The sequence below is a fragment of the Mycobacterium sp. DBP42 genome (assembly GCF_005924235.1).
Lineage (GTDB): Bacteria > Actinomycetota > Actinomycetes > Mycobacteriales > Mycobacteriaceae > Mycobacterium > Mycobacterium syngnathidarum.
Genome location: NZ_VCMY01000004.1, coordinates 45027 through 63157 on the forward strand (window position 1 = coordinate 45027; position 18131 = coordinate 63157).

18 protein-coding genes and 1 tRNA gene are annotated in these 18131 nt (G+C 65.9%); 6 read left to right on the top strand and 13 right to left on the bottom strand.

Annotated elements, in window-relative coordinates:
• Nucleotides 1-20 precede the first annotated feature (20 nt).
• The 5 genes from kasA to aceE form a co-directional block, all read right to left on the bottom strand.
• Nucleotides 21-1271 (bottom strand): 3-oxoacyl-ACP synthase KasA, encoded by a 1251-nt coding sequence (kasA, locus tag E0T84_RS06190; protein ID WP_070188108.1) that lies wholly within the window; start codon nucleotides 1269-1271, stop codon nucleotides 21-23.
• Nucleotides 1268-1564 (bottom strand): meromycolate extension acyl carrier protein AcpM, encoded by a 297-nt coding sequence (gene acpM / locus E0T84_RS06195; protein ID WP_066897787.1) that lies wholly within the window; start codon nucleotides 1562-1564, stop codon nucleotides 1268-1270. The genes kasA and acpM overlap by 4 nt, the downstream gene beginning before the upstream one ends.
• Before the next feature lie 102 nt (nucleotides 1565-1666).
• Entirely contained in the window at nucleotides 1667-2587 is a 921-nt protein-coding gene (locus E0T84_RS06200) for an ACP S-malonyltransferase (RefSeq protein ID WP_120764856.1), read from the bottom strand.
• Nucleotides 2588-2759: 172 nt separating this feature from the next.
• Nucleotides 2760-4043, bottom strand: coding sequence for a CdaR family transcriptional regulator (locus E0T84_RS06205; protein ID WP_070188110.1), 1284 nt, complete (start codon nucleotides 4041-4043; stop codon nucleotides 2760-2762).
• A 44-nt stretch (nucleotides 4044-4087) separates the two neighbouring features.
• A complete protein-coding gene (aceE, locus tag E0T84_RS06210; protein ID WP_070188111.1) occupies nucleotides 4088-6877 on the bottom strand; it encodes a pyruvate dehydrogenase (acetyl-transferring), homodimeric type in 2790 nt (929 codons plus the stop codon).
• Nucleotides 6878-7097: 220 nt separating this feature from the next.
• Here aceE and E0T84_RS06215 point away from each other — a divergent pair, with 220 nt between their 5' ends.
• The 4 genes from E0T84_RS06215 (at nucleotide 7098) to E0T84_RS06230 (ending at nucleotide 8735) form a co-directional block, all read left to right on the top strand.
• Nucleotides 7098-7595: a hypothetical protein gene (locus tag E0T84_RS06215; protein ID WP_138744155.1), complete on the top strand. Its 498-nt coding sequence runs from the start codon at nucleotides 7098-7100 to the stop codon at nucleotides 7593-7595.
• A 112-nt stretch (nucleotides 7596-7707) separates the two neighbouring features.
• Entirely contained in the window at nucleotides 7708-8142 is a 435-nt protein-coding gene (locus tag E0T84_RS06220; RefSeq protein WP_070188113.1) for a DUF3052 domain-containing protein, read from the top strand.
• The gene (locus tag E0T84_RS06225) at nucleotides 8142-8603 is read left to right on the top strand and encodes a peroxiredoxin (protein ID WP_070943366.1); all 462 of its coding nucleotides are present in this window, start codon (nucleotides 8142-8144) and stop codon (nucleotides 8601-8603) included. The genes E0T84_RS06220 and E0T84_RS06225 overlap by 1 nt, the downstream gene beginning before the upstream one ends.
• Before the next feature lie 57 nt (nucleotides 8604-8660).
• Nucleotides 8661-8735 (top strand) — tRNA-Val (locus tag E0T84_RS06230).
• Between the two features lie 24 nt (nucleotides 8736-8759).
• Here the strand turns inward: E0T84_RS06230 and E0T84_RS06235 are convergent.
• Together E0T84_RS06235 and E0T84_RS06240 are read right to left on the bottom strand one after the other, a co-directional pair.
• Nucleotides 8760-9059, bottom strand: a complete 300-nt coding sequence (locus E0T84_RS06235; protein WP_138744049.1) for a hypothetical protein — start codon at nucleotides 9057-9059, stop codon at nucleotides 8760-8762.
• A 231-nt stretch (nucleotides 9060-9290) separates the two neighbouring features.
• Nucleotides 9291-10058, bottom strand: coding sequence for a response regulator transcription factor (locus E0T84_RS06240; RefSeq protein ID WP_138744050.1), 768 nt, complete (start codon nucleotides 10056-10058; stop codon nucleotides 9291-9293).
• A 264-nt stretch (nucleotides 10059-10322) separates the two neighbouring features.
• Between E0T84_RS06240 and E0T84_RS06245 the strand changes: the two genes are divergently transcribed.
• Nucleotides 10323-12554 carry a SulP family inorganic anion transporter gene (locus E0T84_RS06245; RefSeq protein WP_371725702.1) on the top strand — a complete coding sequence of 744 codons (2232 nt, stop codon included), beginning with the start codon at nucleotides 10323-10325 and terminating at the stop codon, nucleotides 12552-12554.
• Nucleotides 12555-12585: 31 nt separating this feature from the next.
• Here the strand turns inward: E0T84_RS06245 and E0T84_RS06250 are convergent, their stop codons facing one another.
• The 3 genes from E0T84_RS06250 to E0T84_RS06260 all read right to left on the bottom strand — a co-directional run bounded on the left by E0T84_RS06250 (nucleotide 12586) and on the right by E0T84_RS06260 (nucleotide 15161).
• Entirely contained in the window at nucleotides 12586-13359 is a 774-nt protein-coding gene (locus E0T84_RS06250; RefSeq protein ID WP_075909576.1) for a response regulator transcription factor, read from the bottom strand.
• Nucleotides 13360-13743: 384 nt separating this feature from the next.
• Nucleotides 13744-14247 carry a hypothetical protein gene (locus E0T84_RS06255; protein WP_070188116.1) on the bottom strand — a complete coding sequence of 168 codons (504 nt, stop codon included), beginning with the start codon at nucleotides 14245-14247 and terminating at the stop codon, nucleotides 13744-13746.
• Between the two features lie 86 nt (nucleotides 14248-14333).
• Complete coding sequence (locus E0T84_RS06260) at nucleotides 14334-15161, bottom strand: oxygenase MpaB family protein (RefSeq protein WP_138744052.1); 828 nt, start codon at nucleotides 15159-15161, stop codon at nucleotides 14334-14336.
• A gap of 36 nt (nucleotides 15162-15197) precedes the next feature.
• On the opposite strand from E0T84_RS06260, the gene E0T84_RS06265 reads away from it, so the two are divergent.
• On the top strand, nucleotides 15198-16157 hold the full coding sequence (locus tag E0T84_RS06265; RefSeq protein ID WP_138744053.1) for a cobalamin biosynthesis protein: 960 nt from the start codon (nucleotides 15198-15200) through the stop codon (nucleotides 16155-16157).
• Here the strand turns inward: E0T84_RS06265 and E0T84_RS06270 are convergent.
• The 3 genes from E0T84_RS06270 to E0T84_RS06280 are packed head-to-tail and all read right to left on the bottom strand — an operon-like array spanning nucleotide 16111 to nucleotide 18131.
• Nucleotides 16111-16941, bottom strand: a complete 831-nt coding sequence (locus E0T84_RS06270; RefSeq protein WP_070943361.1) for an SURF1 family protein — start codon at nucleotides 16939-16941, stop codon at nucleotides 16111-16113. The two genes, E0T84_RS06265 and E0T84_RS06270, sit on opposite strands and share 47 nt — an antisense overlap.
• Before the next feature lie 4 nt (nucleotides 16942-16945).
• Nucleotides 16946-17503 carry a low molecular weight protein-tyrosine-phosphatase gene (locus E0T84_RS06275; RefSeq protein WP_138744054.1) on the bottom strand — a complete coding sequence of 186 codons (558 nt, stop codon included), beginning with the start codon at nucleotides 17501-17503 and terminating at the stop codon, nucleotides 16946-16948.
• Nucleotides 17454-18131 carry an HAD-IA family hydrolase gene (locus E0T84_RS06280; RefSeq protein ID WP_138744055.1) on the bottom strand — a complete coding sequence of 226 codons (678 nt, stop codon included), beginning with the start codon at nucleotides 18129-18131 and terminating at the stop codon, nucleotides 17454-17456. Before E0T84_RS06280 ends, E0T84_RS06275 begins: the two co-directional genes overlap by 50 nt.

An 18131-nucleotide genomic window follows, 5' to 3' on the forward strand; every position in this document is an offset into this window, starting at 1 on the left:
CCAGGCTTGGGTACCCGACCTCAGTACTTACCGAAGGCCAGGGCAACATTGTGGCCGCCGAACCCGAACGAGTTGTTGACGGCGTACTTGTAGTCGCCATAACGAGGCTCGCCCGCAACCACATCGAGATCGATCTCGGGATCCGGTGTCTCGTAGTTCAGCGTCGGGGGGATCACCCCGTCCCGCAGGGCGAGCACCGTCAACACCGACTCCAGCGCACCGACCGCACCGATCGAGTGGCCCAGAGCCGACTTCGGTGCGTACACCGCGGCGTTCTGGCATCCGGCGACCCGGATGGCATTGGCCTCGGCGGTGTCACCGATCGGGGTGGCCGTGCCGTGGGCATTGACGTGGTCGATGTCCTTGGCTTCCAGACCCGAGGTTTCCAGCGCACGCTTCATCGCGGCACCGGCGCGCACGCCGTTGTCCGCCGGGGCCACCATGTGGAACGCATCCGAGGTGATACCGGCACCCATCAGCCGAGCCAGCGGCTTGGCGCCACGGGCCAGGGCATGCTCCTCGGTCTCGATGATCATCATCGCGCCGGCCTCGCCGAACACGAATCCGTCACGATCCTTGTCGAACGGCCGAGACGCACCCGCGGGATCTTCGTTGCGGGTCGACATGGCGCGCATCATCGAGAACGCCGCGATCGGCAGTGCCTCGATACCGCCTTCCACACCACCGACGACGGCGAAGTCCGCATCGCCCATCACGATCTGTCGCCAGCCGTGGGCGATGGCCTCAGATCCCGACGAACACGCCGACACCGGTGTGATCACTCCGGCGCGGGCGCCGAGCTCAAGACCGGCGACCGCGGCCGCACCGTTGGGCATGATCATCTGAACGGCGAGCGGGCTGACCTTGCGGATCCCGCCCTCGTTCATGGCGTCGTAGGTCTCGACGATCTTCTCGCCACCGCCGAGGCCCGTGCCGATCACGACCGCGAAGCGATCTGGATCGACCTCGGGCGCACCGGCGTTCTTCCACAGCCGGCGGGCCAGCACCAGTGACATGCGCTGCACATAGGAGTTGCGACGCAGCTCGATGCGGGTGAGGTGACTGTCGATGTCGTCGACCAGGTGACCGCCGATACGCACCGGAAGGTCCCACTTGGTGACGAAGTCGTCGGTCAACTCATGGATGCCGCTTTCTCCGGCCAGGAGGCCCTTCCACGTGCTCTCGATGTCAGCAGCGAGCGCCGTGGTGGCCTCCACGGCGGTCACCACGACGTTCGGGAAGCCTCCGTTAGCAGTGGAAGGTTTGCTCATTCCGAGCCAAACTTCTCGCGCAGGGCGGCGGCAGCCTCGGGGTTCTCTTCCTCGAGCTTCTGGATGTAGGCCACCACGTCACCAACGGTGCGCAGGCCGGCCAGATCCTCGTCGGGGATCTTCACGCCGTACTTGTCCTCGGTCTGCACGGCGATCTCGACCATCGACAGCGAGTCGATGTCCAGGTCGTCGACGAAGCTCTTCTCGGGGGTCACCTCAGACGGCTCGATGCCGGTGACCTCTTCGATGATCTCGGCGAGACCGGCGATGATTTCTTCTTGACTGGCGGCCACGATGGCTCCTTCTTGTTGTTGAAAGCGCCCCCCGGGTGCGGAGGACAATTCGGGACGTTCGGTTGGTACTGCGTTGCTACTGCTATTCGGTTGTCGGTGGACTTACAGCTCGTCCAAGCCGTCCAGATCGGCTGGGGCTTTAATCGGCCGGGCCCGCGCTCCTCTGAGTTCACGTTTCGCGATGCCGACGAGGGTGCTCGCCGGCGGGAACTCGATGATCCCGGCGCGCTCGGCGGCGGAGAAACGGTCCCGCATGGTGGCGGTGCACAGATCCCAGCGCACCGGCTTGGTCAGCTGGGACACCAGCTTTTCCATCGCGTCGGCGGCCGAGGCGACCGGCTGGCCGTCTGCGTTCGACAGAAGTGTCGCGGTCGGCTCTGATGTCGTTACAGACTCGGCGGCTGCGGCGTAGCCCTCCAGGGCGGACGCCATGTAACGGGTGTGGAACGCGCCTGCGGTGGCCAGCTGGCGGACCCGGGCCTTGGTCGGCGGATCCTCGGCGAGCTTCTCCAAGGCCGCGATGGCGCCGGCAGCCACGATCTGGCCGGCGGCGTTGCGGTTCGCCGGGATCAGGTCGAGCGACTCCAGCCGGGCCAACACCTCGGCTTCGTCGCCACCGAGCACCGCAGACATGCCGGTCGGCTCGATGGCGCAAGCCTTGGCCATCTCGGCACCGCGAGTGGCGGCCAGCTTGACCGCGTCATCGGCAGAGATGACGCCGGCAATGGCATACGCGGCGATCTCACCCACCGAGTGGCCCGCCACGATGGTCTCGGCGGTTTCGGGCACTCCGCGCTTGGTCAATTCCTCATAGGCCAGCAGCGTGGCGGCCACCACGAGCGGCTGCGTCACCGCGGTGTCGGTGATCTCCTCGGCGGTGGCGGTGGTTCCCAGCCGCGCCAGGTCCAGGCCGCTGATCTGCGACCACGTGGTGAGGCGATCAGCGGCACCGGGCAGCTCCAGCCAAGGGGAGAGCATGCCGGGCGTCTGCGATCCCTGTCCGGGAGCAAGCAATGCGAGCACGGGTTGAGGCACGTCATTAAGAGAACACTGTGAAGATGGTTTTGTGGGATGTAAGAGATTATGAACCTTGTCTTATGTTTTTGTAGGTTCCCCACAAAAGTGCATGTGATGCGACGTTGCCTTCACCGCAGCGAAATATGTCACAGCCTCCGCGCCGGCCGGTGAGCCCAGTTCATGCCTGCTGCCTGGCGGGATGAGCCGGGCCGATCGCCGGGATCACGACGCTGCCCGCATTTGGCGTGCTCGGCTGGTATCCCTGTTTGCTCAATCTGCCGACTGTCGACGCAACTCGCAGTACATAGGCGTCCCGCGGCACGGCAGGATCGCGGCCGGTGAAGTCGCCGATTCGTTTCAGGCGGTAGCGCACCGTGTTTGGATGAACGAACAATTTGCGAGCACAAGCTTCGATGGCGCCGCCGGAGTCCAGGAATGCGTCGAGGGTCTCCGTCAGTGCCGGACCGGCATCCGCCAACGGGCGCATGACTTCGGTTTCCAGTGCTGCGATGGCCGTCGCATCGCCCAGTAGGGCACGCTCGGGCAACAGTTCGCGCGCCGACACCGGCCGGGGTGCGCCGGGCCAGCCGGTCACCGCGTTCATGCCGGAGATCGCCTCGGCGGCGCTGCGGTGGGCGGCGATCAGCGTGGGGGAGGTCGGCCCGATCACCACCGGGCCGTCGGCGAACACCGACAGCATGTCGACCAGGAAGCGGTCGGTTGCCGACAGCGCGCCCGAGATGATCGTGACGAGCCAGGTGCCGTGCACATCCGACAGTGCCGCCCGGCCGTGGCGCTTGACTGCGTCGTGGATGTCCTCGCGGGCCAGGTCCGGCCGGTCCGGGCGGGGCAGGCCCACGATCACGGTGGCCGGCGCCGTGGCGTCCCAGTTCAGTGCCGCTGCCTGGGACTGCAGTTCGGGCCCGGTGTCGCCGCGCACCACCGCGTCGACGACGTTGGCCTCCATCCGCAGGTCCCAGGCACCGCGGGCCTCGGCCTGATCGGCATACGCGCTGGCCGCCGCGAAGGCCAGGTCACGGCTGTAGCGCAGGATGCCCGCGGTCAGCGCGTTGAGCTGCTCTTCGGACCGGGCCAGCAGCGGCACCACTTCTTCGAAGAACTCCATCGACGTGCGCACCATCTCGACCGACTGGCGCAGCGCGATACGACGGCGCAGGTCCTGCGGCACCACCTCGAAGGCCTGCGCGGTATAGCTGACGTCGCTTTCGGGGTCCCGCATCCATTCGACGAAGTTCACGACGGCGGTTTGCACCACCAGCTGCACGCTGGCCCGCTGTGACGCGTCGAGGTCGGAGAAGAAGTCCAGGCGCTCGGCCATGGCATGCACCGCCTCGGTGGCCAACCGGCCGGAATACTGCTTCAACCGGCGCAGAGTCGAGTCGGGCACGCTCTCCAGGACCTCGACGGTCGACTTCGGCGGCACGAACCGCTTGTCGGGCATCCCTAAAAGCTACGCCACTTTTCTGGTGGATTCCTCCAAGCGAATCAGGCGCTGCCCGTGTCCACGTAGGACACCGCAGCGGCGAACACGTCGTCGATCTTGTACTGCTTGGCCGCCGCGATGGCCACGGAGGGATCGATCTCTCCGTCACGAGCCAGCCCCTCGAGCACCGCCACCACCACCGACTCGGCGTCGGTGTTGAAGTAGCGGCGTGCGGCCGGACGGGTGTCGGAGAAGCCGAAGCCGTCGGTGCCCAGTGTGATGTAGGTGCCCGGGACCCACGGCCGGATCTGCTCGGGCACGGCCCGCATCCAGTCCGACACGGCCACCACCGGCCCGGCCGCATCGGCCAGCGCGCTGGTCACGTGTGGCGTGCGGGCGGGCTGATCGGGATGCCGGAGCCGGTGCCGCTCGATCTCCACGCCCTCGCGGTTGAGTTCGCCCCAGCTGGTGACCGACCACACGTCGGCGGCGACGTCCCACTCCTCGGCCAGCATGTCGGCCGCCCGCAGCGCCTCGGGCATCGACACCCCCGACGCCAGGATCTGAGCGGCGCTGGCGCGCTGCTCAGTGGCCCGGCGATAGCGGTACATGCCGCGCAGGAGCGCCTCGGTGTCCAGACCGGCCGGCTCGGCGGGCTGGACGTAGGGCTCGTTGTAGATGGTGATGTAGAAGAACACGTTCTCGGCGTGCTCGCCGTACATCCGCTGCAGCCCGCTCTCGATGATGTGGGCGATCTCGTAGGCGAACGCCGGGTCGTAGGTGACCGCGGCCGGGTTGGTCGATGCCAGCAGCAGGGAATGGCCGTCGGCGTGCTGCAGACCCTCGCCGGTCAGTGTGGTCCGTCCGGCCGTCGCCCCGAGGACGAAGCCCTTGGCCATCTGGTCGGCCGCCGCCCACAGGCCGTCACCCGTGCGCTGGAACCCGAACATCGAATAGAAGATGTAGATCGGGATCATCGGCTCGTTGTGGGTCGAGTACGACGTGCCCACCGCGGTGAACGACGATGTCGACCCCGCCTCGTTGATGCCTTCGTGCAGGATCTGGCCGACCTCGGATTCCTTGTACGCCAGCATCAATGCCGAGTCCACCGACGTGTACAGCTGCCCGTTGCGGTTGTAGATCTTCAGGCTCGGGAACCACGAGTCCATGCCGAAGGTGCGGGCCTCGTCGGGGATGATCGGCACCAGCCGCGGGCCGACGTTCTTGTCCCGCAACAGTTCCTTGAACGTGCGTACCGTCGCCATGGTGGTGGCCACGGCCTGGTTGCCCGAGCCCTTCTTCAGCGCCTGGTAGGCATCCGACGCGGGTAGCTGCAGGGCAGTGGACTTGTTGCGCCGGGACGGGAGGAACCCGCCCAGGGCGCGGCGACGGTCCAGCAGGTAGCGGATCTCGGGCGCCTCGGGTCCGGGGTGGTAGTAGGGCGGCAGGTAGGGATCTTCTTCCAGCTGAGCGTCGCTGATCGGTACCCGGGTGACGTCGCGGAAATCCTTGAGATCTTGCAGCGCAAGCTTTTTCATCTGGTGCGTGGCATTGCGGCCCTCGAAGTGGCTGCCCAGCGTGTAGCCCTTGATGGTCTTGGCCAGGATGATCGTCGGCTGGCCCTTGTGTTCCATGGCCGCGCGGTAGGCGGCGTACACCTTGCGGTAATCGTGACCGCCGCGCTTGAGGTTCCAGATCTCCTGATCGGTCATCGGCTCGACCAGAGCCTTGGTGCGCGGGTCGCGGCCGAAGAAATGATCGCGCACGTAGGCGCCGTCGTTGGCCTTGTACGTCTGGTAGTCGCCGTCGGGCGTGGTGTTCATCAGATTGACCAACGCGCCGTCGCGATCGGCGTGCAGCAGGGCATCCCATTCGCGGCCCCAGACCACCTTGATGACGTTCCAGCCCGCCCCGCGGAAGAACGACTCGAGCTCCTGGATGATCTTGCCGTTGCCGCGCACCGGCCCGTCGAGGCGCTGCAGGTTGCAGTTGACCACGAAGGTCAGGTTGTCCAGCGCCTCGTTGGCGGCCACCTGGATCAGGCCGCGGCTTTCCGGCTCGTCCATCTCGCCGTCGCCGAGGAACGCCCACACGTGCTGATCGCTGGTGTCCTTGATGCCACGGTCGTGCAGATAGTGGTTGAACCGGGCCTGATAGATCGCGTTCATCGGTCCCAGGCCCATCGACACCGTGGGGAATTCCCAGAAGTCGGGCATCAGGCGCGGGTGCGGGTAGGACGGCAGGCCGCCGCCGGGGTGGCTGTGTTCCTGACGGAAACCATCCAGTTGGTCGGTTGTCAGCCGGCCCTCGAGGAAGGCGCGGGCGTAGATGCCGGGGGAGGCGTGGCCCTGGATGAACACCTGATCGCCACCGCCGGGGTGGGATTTGCCGCGGAAGAAGTGGTTGAACCCGACCTCATACAGCGAGGCCGACGATGCGTACGTCGAAATGTGGCCGCCCACACCGACTCCCGGACGCTGCGCGCGGTGCACCATGATGGCCGCGTTCCACCGGATCCAGGCACGGAAGCGTCGCTCGACGTCCTCGTCACCGGGGAACCAGGGCTCAAGTTCGGTGGGGATGGTGTTGACGTAATCGGTCGATGTCAGTGCCGGGATGGCGACACGCTTCTCGCGTGAGCGTTCCAGCAGTCGCAACATCAGATACCGGGCCCGCGCCGGACCGGAACGCTCCAGCAACTCGTCGAACGACTCCAACCACTCCGCGGTCTCGTCGGTGTCGATATCCGGAAGGTAGGAGGCAACTCCCTCGCGAATCACCCGTACCCGGTCGGGTTCGGCTGCGGTAGAGGAGTTTTGGGCCAGATCCTGGCGCACGAACTCGGTGGTCAACTTCCGCTCCTTGTTAGGCGGTTACTACTGACAGTGCTTGTGGCACCTTCTATCGTCCACCTATCTTGCCGCCTCCGTGCCGCTGGGGGTGGCGGTGCGCAAGTTACCCATCAGTTGCTTTGTGAACCGGTAACGTCTGCAGATCGTGCCGGTTGATGGACGGTTTGAGGCAAAGGGGCGGATCGTCGCGTGCGCATTCGGTGGCGCCGCGGTGATAGCGATGGTCGTGGTGGGTTGTTCGGCTGTTACCGGCGGTACCGCACAGGTTGATTCGACGGCGGCGCCCGAGTACCGGGCGTCGGTGAAGGCCTCGATCGAGGAGTCCTCGGCCAGCTCGGTGACCCGCGAATCCGAACGACAGGCCTCGTTGACCACCCGTGCCGTGCACACCGTCTGCGAAGACCTCAGTACCTCGGCCGTCGACGCGGTCAACGCGGTCAACGGGTACGTCGAGGCCGTCAACAACGGTGGGGACACCGCGGCCAAGGCCGGCCCCGCCATCGACGGACTGAACCGCAGCGCCGATCTGGTCAGTTCGGGTCTGTCCGATGCGCTGTCACCGGACCTGCGCGCCGCGTTGAGCGAGTGGATCGACTCGGCCAGAGCCCTCGTGGCCGCCATATCCGGCCAGGTCGGCCCCGATCAGTTCAACGCGGCGTCGACCCGATCGAACACGGCCAGAGAGGAAGCGCTGAACCGGTGCGACAAGGCTTACTGACCTGCCGACGGACAAAGTGGCCCGCCGGGCACCCGCACGGATGCACTGTCGTGCGACGATAGGGAAATACGCAGTCTTGAGACAGGCTCGAAAATGGTTAGGAGGACCGACGGTGGTCGCGGCGGGGACGGACTCAGGCCCGAACTACGCCCACATCCTGGGGATCCACAAGGATCAGATAGTCCAGGAACTGGGTTGGGACGAGGATAGCGACGACGACATCCGGGCCGACATCGAGGAAGCGTGCGGCTCAGAGCTGCTCGATGAGGATTCGGACGAAGTTGTCGACGTCGTATTGCTTTGGTGGAGGGACGACGACGGGGATCTCGTCGACCGGCTCATGGACGCCATCACCCCACTCGCCGAGGACGGCGTGATCTGGGTGGTGACCCCCAAGACCGGTAAGCCCGGGCACGTGCTGCCCGCAGAGATCGCCGAATCGGCGCCGACGGCCGGTCTGATGCAGACCTCGTCGGCCAAGTTGGGGGACTGGACGGCGAGCCGGTTGGTGCAACCGAAATCGAAGGCTGCGGGCAAGCGCACCTGATGTTGGCCGTAGGGGCCCCGGCGCCCGATTTCACGCTTCGGGACCAGAACGGCAGGCCGATCACCCTCAGCGGGTACCGCGGTGCCAAAGACGTGCTGCTGGTGTTCTTTCCGTTGGCGTTCACCGGGGTGTGTGAGGGCGAACTCGGAGAGATCCGCGACAAGCTGCCGCTGTACGAGAACGACGACACCGCAACCCTGGCCATCTCGGTCGGCCCGCCACCGACGCACAAGATCTGGTCCGTCGAAAGCGGATTCACGTTCCCGGTGCTCTCGGACTTCTGGCCGCACGGCGCGGTCACCCAGGCCTACGGCGTGTTCAATTCCGATGCCGGATACCCCAACCGCGGCACGTTCGTCGTCGACCGGGCCGGCACGATCCGCTTTGCCGAGATGATGGACCCGGGGCAGCCACGCGATCAGGCGGTCTGGCGGGAGGCACTGGCGGCGTTACGGATCTGACGAAACTCCCGCGGGATTTCCGGTCACGCCCCTGCGGCGTGTACCGTGCCTGCGACGGGGCGCGTAGCTCAGTGGTAGAGCTCTGGTTTTACACACCAGCGGTCGGCGGTTCGATACCGTCCGCGCCCACCATCTTCAGCATCGACCCGCCGGGTGTCACCCCTTGCAGTGCAGGTCGACGTAGACCGTGGTGTAGCGCGTTTGGGTGCCCACCTGGCCGGCCGGTCCCCGGATGATCCAGTTGTTCTTGACATCGTGGCCGTCGCGCACCGCACTGACGGTGCATTGATCCATCGACCTGTTGCCTACCTTGGCGACGATGACGTTGTAGCCATCGGCCTGCAACTTGTCGATGGTCTCCTGCGCGGAAGGCGCCGACGGTGCGGCAACCGCGGGAGCGGCCGCCATCAGGCCCAAAGCCGCAGCCCCTCCGATGACCGCCACCGCGCTCTTCATTCGGATGTATCGTGGCGCTTTCATCATTGGAAACACCACCTTTCCAGTAGGTGAATTTCCTTCAGTCTAGGCTCGAATGGGCGCGAAACCGACCACCTCATATCGAAAACATACGATTTCACCGAACGGTGGCATATGCAATTCATAGGAATTCACTGTCGAATTCATAGAAAATGCAGGCGAGAAATTGACGCCATTCATGAAGTGGGTGCGCCGGTGGAAAGCGCGGCGTCATTCCCCTGGCCGCAGGATGTAGCCGACTCCGCGGACGGTATGGATCATCGGCGTGCGGTCGGTGTCGATCTTCTTGCGCAGATACGAGATGTAGAGGTCGACGATGCTGGAACGGCCGCCGTATCCATAGGGCCACACGCGGTCGAGGATCTCGGCGCGGCTGAGCACCCGGCGCGGATTGCGCATCAGGTAGCGCAGGAGCTCGAATTCGGTGACGCTCAGCGACACGGGCGCCCCGTCGCGCGACACCTCACGGCTGGCGTCATCGAGCCTGAGGTCGCCCACCTGTAGCGTCTCGACATCCGGCGATGCCCCGTGACCGGATCTTCCCAGCAGGCTGCGCAAGCGTGCCAGCAATTCTTCGAGGCTGAACGGCTTGGCCATGTAGTCGTCGGCTCCTGCGGCGAGCCCCGAGGTGCGGTCCATCACCGAATCGCGCGCCGTCAGGAGCAGGGTCGGCGTATAGCTCTCGGACTCGCGGACACGACGCAGAATCTCCAGGCCGTCGACATCGGGCAGCATGTTGTCGAGGACCACGACGTCGGGGTCCGTCTCGTCGAAACTCGTGACTGCCTCGCGGCCGGTGTGGGCGACCTCCATCACCCAGCCCTCATAGTGCAGGGCCATCTTCACCAGGTTGGCCAGCGCCGGCTCGTCGTCCACCAGCAGTACTCGAATGGGTGAACCGTCGGCACGGTTGAGGCGCGGCTGACTGACAACGGCACCGTGGGGTCGCTGTAGGCCTTTGGCAGACACCGACGTCATGATTTCATTTTCGCGGTAACAGCTATCGCTGTCACCGAGGTCATATCAATTCCTAATCTGCGCAGGTCGCAACACGTCGAAATGGGGTACGCGGGGCATTCGGAGCGCAAATCTTTGGGTTCCCTATGCGTCCGTCTGCTTTGCTTGACGCCACTTTCTGGCGATCAATAGCCTGGTAAATGTATTTGTTTGTCAATAATGCATAGCTTTCTTTTGGTGCCGAGGGCCGGCCACCGACAGAAGGAGCCTGCCATTCACCAGCGTCTGACACCGGCCGCTTCGTTACCCGCCGACGAGTCCGATGGCCCGTCGGGGCAGTCCCGGCTGCACTCGCTGTTGCGCTATGACCTGCCGGCGTCACTGGTTGTCTTCCTTGTCGCCCTGCCCTTGTCCCTGGGCATCGCAGTTGCCTCCGATGCGCCGGTGCTCGCCGGCATCATCGCCGCGATCGTGGGTGGCATCGTGGTGGGCTTTCTCGGCGGGTCACCGCTGCAGGTGAGTGGACCCGCGGCCGGGCTGACGGTCATCGTCGCAGGCCTCGTCGGCCAGTTCGGTTGGGCTGTTACCTGCGCGATCACCATCTGCGCAGGTGTGCTTCAGGTTCTGCTCGGGCTCAGCCGGATTGCCCGCGCGGCACTGGCGATATCGCCGGTCGTGGTGCACGCGATGCTTGCCGGCATCGGCGTCACGATCGCCTTGCAGCAGACTCACGTGCTGCTCGGCGGTGACTCCGCAAGTTCGGCCTGGCGCAACGTGACTGGACTACCCGGGCAGGTGCTCCATGCGCACGGGCCCGGTACGTTCCTCGGCCTGCTGGTCATCGGCATCCTCGTAGCATGGCGCTGGGTGCCGGAGCGGGTGAAGGTGATACCCGGCCCGCTGGTGGCGATTCTCGGTGTGACAGTGCTCTCGCTCGTGGCACCGTTCGACGTATCTCGGATCGTGATCGACGGCTCGCTGGTAGATGCCCTGCAGCTGCCGAACCTGCCCGACGGGAATTGGGGTGCGTTCGTCACCGGCGTGCTGACGGTGGCGCTGATCGCCAGCGTCGAAAGTCTGTTGTCCGCTGTGTCGGTAGACCGCATGCAAAGTCGTGCGCCGCGCACCAATTTCGACCGTGAACTGATGGGTCAGGGCGTGGCCAACATCGCGTCTGGCTCCATCGGCGGTCTGCCGGTGACCGGGGTGATCGTGCGTAGCTCCACCAACGTTGCCGCCGGTGCCCAAACCCGCGCCTCGTCGATCCTGCACGGCGTCTGGGTGCTGGCGTTCGCGGTGCCATTCGCGGGTCTGGCCAAGCTGATACCCACGGCGGCGCTGGCCGGGCTGCTCATCGTGATCGGTGTGCAACTGGTGAAATGGGCTCACATCAAGACGGCGTGGCGCACCGGCGATCTCGCGGTCTACCTCGTCACGATCGTGGGTGTGGTGTTCCTCAACCTGCTTGAGGGTGTGCTGATCGGGCTGGCGCTTGCCGTTTCTCTGACCGTCTGGCGGGTGGTGCGGGTCAAGATCACTGCCGATCGGACCGGGGAAGATCAGTGGCGCGTAGTCATCGACGGTTCGGTGACTTTTCTGTCGCTCCCGAGACTCAACAGCGTGCTGGCGTCCGTGCCCGAGGGGGCGCATGTCACCGTCGAGTTGGCGGTCGACTTCATCGACCATGCCGGCTACGAGACCATCGACGCTTGGCAACGCCAACAAGTCGCGTCCGGCGGCAGCGTCGACATCCACGACGTCGGCGCGGTCGAGATGGACAGCGCGGTCGCCGGGCCGCCGATGCGCGGTTTCACCCCCATCGACAAACGCACCGGTGTGGTGCCCTGGAGTTCCTGGCAGCCGCAGCTGCGGCCGTCGGTGCTGCACGGGCTGGCGGTCTACCACCGCCGCACGGCGCCCTTCATCCGGCCGCACATGAAAGAGCTCGAGCACGAACAGCGTCCCGAGACGTTGTTCATCACCTGTGCCGACTCGCGGATCGTGCCCAACGTCATCACCAGCAGCGGCCCCGGCGACCTCTTCACGGTCCGCAACGTCGGCAACTTCATCCCGGCCGGGCGCCAGGACGTGTCGGTAGACGCGGCGATCGCATTCGCGGTGAAGGTCCTCGACGTGTCGTCGATCGTGGTGTGCGGACACTCCAGTTGTGGTGCCATGAACGCGGTATTGCGCGATGGCCCAGGCCAATCCACCGGCGATGAAGCGCTTGACGCCTGGCTGGAGTATGCCGGGCCGGCGCTGGCTGCCTTCGGCGGCGGCCGTCATCCGATCGCGAAATCGGCAGCCGCCGAGGGATTCGACACCGTCGATCAGCTGAGCATGGTGAACGTGGCGCTGCAAGTGCAGACGCTGGCCGAACATCCGCTGTTGCGCGAGCGCTACCAGCAGGGTCGGCTCGACATCATCGGGCTTTTCTACGACATCCCGAGCGCGGGGGTGCTCCGGGTGACGCCGACCGAGGTGTGCACCTTCGAGCTCGGCCACGCACAGTCGTAGCGGTGCGCTCGGATCGTCTTGTCGCGCTTCGTCACTCCTTCGGCCGCAGCATGTATCCGATGCCACGCACGGTGTGAATCATCGGCTCGTGGCCCTCATCGACCTTCTTGCGCAGGTATGAGATGTAGAGGTCGACGATGCTCGTCTTGCCGCCGAAACCGTAGTTCCAAACCCGCTCGAGTATCTCGGCGCGCGGCAGGGCCCGCCGCGGATTGCGCATCAGGTACCGCAGCAGTTCGAACTCGGTGACGGTCAGCGTCAGTTTCACACCGGCGCGCGTCACCTCGTGGGTGGCTCCGTCGAGCACGATGTCGCCGACCCGCAGCACCTCGTCGACGGGCGGTTCGGTATGGCTGGACCGGCGCAGCAAACTCCGCAGCCGGGCGATGAGCTCCTCCAGGCTGAAGGGTTTGGTCATGTAATCGTCCGCGCCGGCGGTCAAGCCGGTTACCCGGTCCACCACCGAATCACGCGCAGTGAGGAACAACGTCGGGGTATATGGCTCGGCCGCCCGTACCTGTTGCAGGATCTGCATTCCGTCGATGTCAGGCAGCATGATGTCCAGCACGATGGCATCGGGCTTGCTGTCGTTGAACATGGCCACCGCATCGCCGCCGTTGTGTGCGACGTCGACGGTCCAGCCTTCGTAACACAGGGCCATCTTGACCAGGTTCGTCAGCGCCGGTTCGTCGTCGACCACCAACACCCGGATCGGTGAACCGTCAGCACGATGCATTCGGGGTAGCTGACCGAGCATCGCTTGCCGGGGTGCTTGTTCACGAGGGGACACCGACATCGCCGCCATAATTCCCATTGTCCAAATACATAGTTTGGTGTCACATGGTTCATACCATATTCATATTGGGCCGGAACGGTGTGGCGGCTCCTTCTGCCCCAAACTCATGTCGATATTTCAATGTTGAAATGTTTGCGCCCTGAAAGGGTTGTCATAGTCGAACTCTGCGTTTTGTGGGCCAAAGATGTTGGAGTGCAACGAAACTAGACACCTTCGGTGGCGTGCGGACGGTAGTGGCGCCTGGCTGATGCCGTCGATGTTCGTCCGCGCCCGAAATAGTTCACAATGCAAGCGGATTGCCGCTATTGGCTGCCAGGCGAATTGTCGGCGATAGGGAAGAGGGGCTCGATTCATATTCTCTGTGCACCGCTCAGGCGGCTTTTCGTTCGAATCCTAAGACCACACCGGCTTCGCGCGTTTCAGCGCGAGTTGCTGGCCGCGCATGGCGGTATCGCCCCAGCACGACGGGCTGTCCTCGGAAAACTTCATGTTGACGAAACCCGTGAGATCCCGCCTGATGACGTACTTGAACGGAACCGGGGCGGTTTTCGGCGCGAGGCCGCCGGGTTCGCACTGCATGCCGGGGTTGACGCGCTCACCGACCCACGCGCCCTGGTGCCGATCAGCGGCGGAATCCCACGCCAGATCGAGCTGCCATTCGCCCTCGCGTGCAGGCGACTGCACGCGCAGGCATCGTGGCCCGCAGCTCGACAGTGTCCAGTCGTAGGGCTCGGGTGCGGCGTCGCCCGAGGTTTCGGTGACGGTGTAGACGCCCGGGCGGGGCAGCGGCGGAGCCGGAAGCTCAGGAGACGCTGCCGGCGGGGCGGATGACCTGAGGCCGCCGAGCGCAAATCCGATTGCCAGCGAAACGGCAACCAGGACAATGGCGTCTTTCAACGGGACCTCCGCGTCGGATCATATCCACGGAGTCGCCGATACTCGGCAGTACACCTGATTTCAGGCTCCGAGGCCGCTGTCCCCGGTCAGATCACTCGTTTGCCCAAGCGGTCCCGGATCCGCATGTCCCACAAGTAGAGCTGATAGCCGAACAACCACAGCTCGTGTGGGATCACCCGATCCGCGGCCCGCAAGCCCCTCAACAGCCACTCGAAACGCCGCTGCTGATCGGCTGTCCAGGTCATTCGCATATGGCTGCGGAACTCGGCGGGCAGGAAGCCGGTGGTGGCAAACAGGTTGAAGCGTCCGGCCAGCAGGCGGATCGGTGCGGGCAGGAACGCCATCGCGGCGACCCCGTGCAGGTGCTCACGCACCGGTGGGTCGATTCGCAGATCCTGCAGTGACTGCTTCCAATACGCGTCGAAGGCGTTGCGGTCCTGCGGCCACATCTCGTCGCGCACCTGCAAGGTGGTGCCCAGCGTGCGGGCATCGTCGTAGACCGCATCGGCGGATTCCTCGTCGAGCGGGCCGTAGAGGAACTCGTGCATGTCGACGTAGTAGCGGTACAGGCAGGCGGCCACCCACAGCTGCAGCTTGGGGTCGAAAGCGTTGTAGGACAACGGGCTTGACTCTCGCGAACGGACCAGCGCATGCACCTTGTCGATCTGGGTGCGCAGCATCGCCCGGTCCTCGTCGGTGCCCATGGTGGCCGCGGCCAGGTACGTGCCGGTGGTTCGGGCCCGTTTGAACGGATGCTTGTAGACGTTGCCGCTGTCCACCGGGCTCTCCAGGACGCCGTAACCGACGCCGGGGGCGGACAACTGCATGATCACGTTGGCCGCCGGCAGCAGGGCCGCCGCCGGGTTCAGCAGATCGGTGACCCGGCGCGGGCGTCGTGGCGGACCCAGCCTCATGAATTCGAGTAGACCACCTTGTGAGACGCTGCCGGGGTGTTTGCGCCGAGAAGTCGTGCCGGGGCCGCCGGTATTGCCGTCGGATTCCTGGCCGACCTGCTGCTCGGTGATCCGCGGCGCGGGCATCCGGTGGCCGGATTCGGCGCCGGCGCAGCACGGTTGGAGAAGCTCACCTACGCCGACAACCGTGGGTCGGGCGCCCTGCACACCGGGGTGCTGCTCGGCGGACTCGCCGGACTCGGTTGGGCCGTGGGCCGCGGTGACCGGGTCTGGGGGACGGCGGCGGCCACCTATGTCGCGCTCGGCGGCACCTCACTGAACCGGGTCGGAAATCGGATGGCGACACTGCTCGCCGCCGACGATGTGGCCGGAGCACGTGCCCTGTTGCCCTCCCTGTGCGGGCGGGATCCCGCCGCGCTGGACGTCTCGGGTCTGACCCGGGCCACGGTGGAATCGCTGGCCGAGAACACTTCGGACGCTCAGGTGGCGCCGCTGTTCTGGGCGGCGGTAGCCGGGGTTCCCGGCGTAATGGTGTACCGGGGTGCCAACACATTGGATGCGATGATCGGGCATCGCTCGCCGAGGTATCGCTACTTCGGCTGGGCTGCAGCCAGATTCGACGATGTGCTGAATTACCTGCCGGCCCGGCTGACCGGGGTGCTCACGGTGCTGTGCGCACCGGTGGTGGGCGGGTCACCGGGCGCGGCGCTGCGCGCCTGGCGACGCGATGCGTCCCGCCATCCCAGTCCGAATGCCGGGGTGGCCGAGGCGTCGTTCGCCGGGGCGCTGGGGGTACGGCTCGGCGGACCGACGCAGTACGCGCATCAGCTGGAGATCCGGCCGACCCTGGGCGACGGGCGCATCCCAGAGGTGGCCGATGTGGCCAGGGCGGTGCGGCTGTCGCGCGCGGTGCAGGCCGCGTCGGCGGCGGTGGCGGTGTTGCTGGCGGTCAGCGGCGCTTTCCGTAGCGGTCGGCGATCTTCTCTTCGGTGGTGAGTTCCCGGGCCGGTTCTTCCGACGAAGCCTGCGCGGCCGCGCGTTCGCGCCGCCGCTGCTGTAGCTCGGCGTAGACGAAGTAGCCCAGCCCCAGCGGGGCCACGATCCCGAAAGCGATCCACTGGATGCCGTAGGACAGGAACGGCCCGGCGTCGAGGTGCGGAAGGGAGATCTCTCCGAGCCCGCCGGGTTGATCGGCCACCAGCTGCAGATACGACCCGGTCAGGTCGACGCCGGTGAGCGAGGCGATCTGCTCGGGGTTGATCGAATACACCTGCTGCGCGCCGTCGTCGCCCCGAAACGGCTCCTTGCCCGGCAGGCGGGCTTCCGGATCACGCAACCGTGCGGTGATCGTCACCTGGCCGGTCGGGGCGGCCGCGTACTGCGGCACCTTGTTCCCGTCGACCGGCGTGATGAAGCCGCGATTGACCAGTACCGTCGGCCCGCCGTCGACGGCGAACGGAGTGAGCACTTCGAAGGCGGGTTCACCGTCGACCACCCGCAGGCGAACCAGCACCTCCGCCTCGGGCAGGTAATGACCGGTGGCGGTGACGCGTTGCCATTGGGAGTCGGGGGCGGCTGAATCCTGCTGCGGCAGAAGTGTGGTGACCGGAACCGGCTCGGCCTGCAGCGAATGGCTGATCTGGCTGTTCTCCCGCGAGGTCTTGGTGTTCTTGCCCAACTGCCACGGCGCCAGCACGGTGAAACAGAGGTAGGCGAAAGCGGCCACCACGATGAACAGGGCCACCCACTGAGGCCGCAGCAGGAACGTCAATCGGTGCATCAGACTACGATTTCTCGAGAACTCCGCGGCGCGTCAACGCCTCGTCGACCCAGGCGTGCAGCCCGGGCAGGGACGCCTCGATCACGGTGAACACGTCCTCGAAATCGGCCCTGTCGCCGTAGTACGGATCCTCGACGTCGAGGGCGTGCGCGCCCGAGCGCGGGTCGAACGACCGCAGCATCCGCAGCCGGTCGCCCGTCACACCCAGATCGGTCAGCATGCGCATGTGGTTGCGGCCGAGCGCGACGACCAGGTCGGCGCCGAGATGGTCTTCGCAGACCTGGGCCGCGACGTGCTCGCTGGGATAGCCGCGCTCGCGCAACACCAGGCAGGCCCGCTTGTCGGCGCCGTCTCCGGCATGCCAGCCGCCGGTGCCGGCGCTGCTCACCCGCACGACGCCGGCCAGGCCGCGCTCGCTGATCTGATGGGCGAACATCTTCTCGGCCATCGGGGACCGGCAGATGTTGCCCGAGCACACGAACGTGATGTGCAGAACGGGCTCGGTGGGCACCTCAGACACCCAGCACCTCCCGAAGTGCCGCAACGGTGTCGACGTGGGCATGCGCGGCGATGGCCGTGGGCCCGGTGAAATCGCTGGCGCCGTAGCCCCAGCCCACGACGACGGTGTCGATGCCGTGTCGGGCGGCCCCCTCGACGTCGTGCATCCGGTCACCGACCATCAGGACGCGTTCCGGAAGAGGCTGCAGTTGGGCCAGCGCATAGGCGACCACGTCGGCCTTGGCCGCACGGACGCCGTCCGGACTGGCTCCGGCGATCACCTCGAAGTAGCCGTCCAGGCCGAAATGCTCAAGGATGCGACGCGCGGTGGGCTCGGCCTTCGAGGTCGCCACAGCCAACCGCACCCCGGCGGCCTGCAGATCGGCCAGCACCCCCTCGACACCATCGAAAAGGCTGTTCATCGCCCATCCGCGGCTCGTGTAGTCGGCGCGGTAGGCCGCGATCGCGGCATCGGCGTCGAAGCTCGTCGCACCCAGGCTCATGGACTGCAGCGTTTCGTGCATCGGCGGACCGACGATGCGTCCGGCCAGGTCACCGTCGGGGACGCCGGCACCCACGTGGGTCAGCGCGTGGCGGAAGCTCGACACGATCCCGGCCGCCGAATCGGTCAGCGTGCCGTCGAGGTCGAACAGCACCAGCTGCGGTCGGGTGAGTTCCAGCGTGTCAGTCAC

Excerpts from the sequence above, each read along its gene's own strand:
- E0T84_RS06215 (WP_138744155.1), top strand. The coding sequence starts at position 7,098 with ATGGTCGTGGTGGGTTGTTCGGCTGTTACCGGCGGTACCGCACAGGTT.
- E0T84_RS06225 (WP_070943366.1), top strand. The coding sequence starts at position 8,142 with ATGTTGGCCGTAGGGGCCCCGGCGCCCGATTTCACGCTTCGGGACCAG.
- E0T84_RS06240 (WP_138744050.1), bottom strand. The coding sequence starts at position 10,058 with ATGACGTCGGTGTCTGCCAAAGGCCTACAGCGACCCCACGGTGCCGTT.
- E0T84_RS06270 (WP_070943361.1), bottom strand. The coding sequence starts at position 16,941 with ATGCACCGATTGACGTTCCTGCTGCGGCCTCAGTGGGTGGCCCTGTTC.
- kasA (WP_070188108.1), bottom strand. The coding sequence starts at position 1,271 with ATGAGCAAACCTTCCACTGCTAACGGAGGCTTCCCGAACGTCGTGGTG.
- E0T84_RS06205 (WP_070188110.1), bottom strand. The coding sequence starts at position 4,043 with ATGCCCGACAAGCGGTTCGTGCCGCCGAAGTCGACCGTCGAGGTCCTG.
- E0T84_RS06275 (WP_138744054.1), bottom strand. The coding sequence starts at position 17,503 with ATGCCCACGTCGACACCGTTGCGGCACTTCGGGAGGTGCTGGGTGTCT.
- E0T84_RS06260 (WP_138744052.1), bottom strand. The coding sequence starts at position 15,161 with ATGAGGCTGGGTCCGCCACGACGCCCGCGCCGGGTCACCGATCTGCTG.
- E0T84_RS06250 (WP_075909576.1), bottom strand. The coding sequence starts at position 13,359 with ATGGCGGCGATGTCGGTGTCCCCTCGTGAACAAGCACCCCGGCAAGCG.
- E0T84_RS06235 (WP_138744049.1), bottom strand. The coding sequence starts at position 9,059 with ATGAAGAGCGCGGTGGCGGTCATCGGAGGGGCTGCGGCTTTGGGCCTG.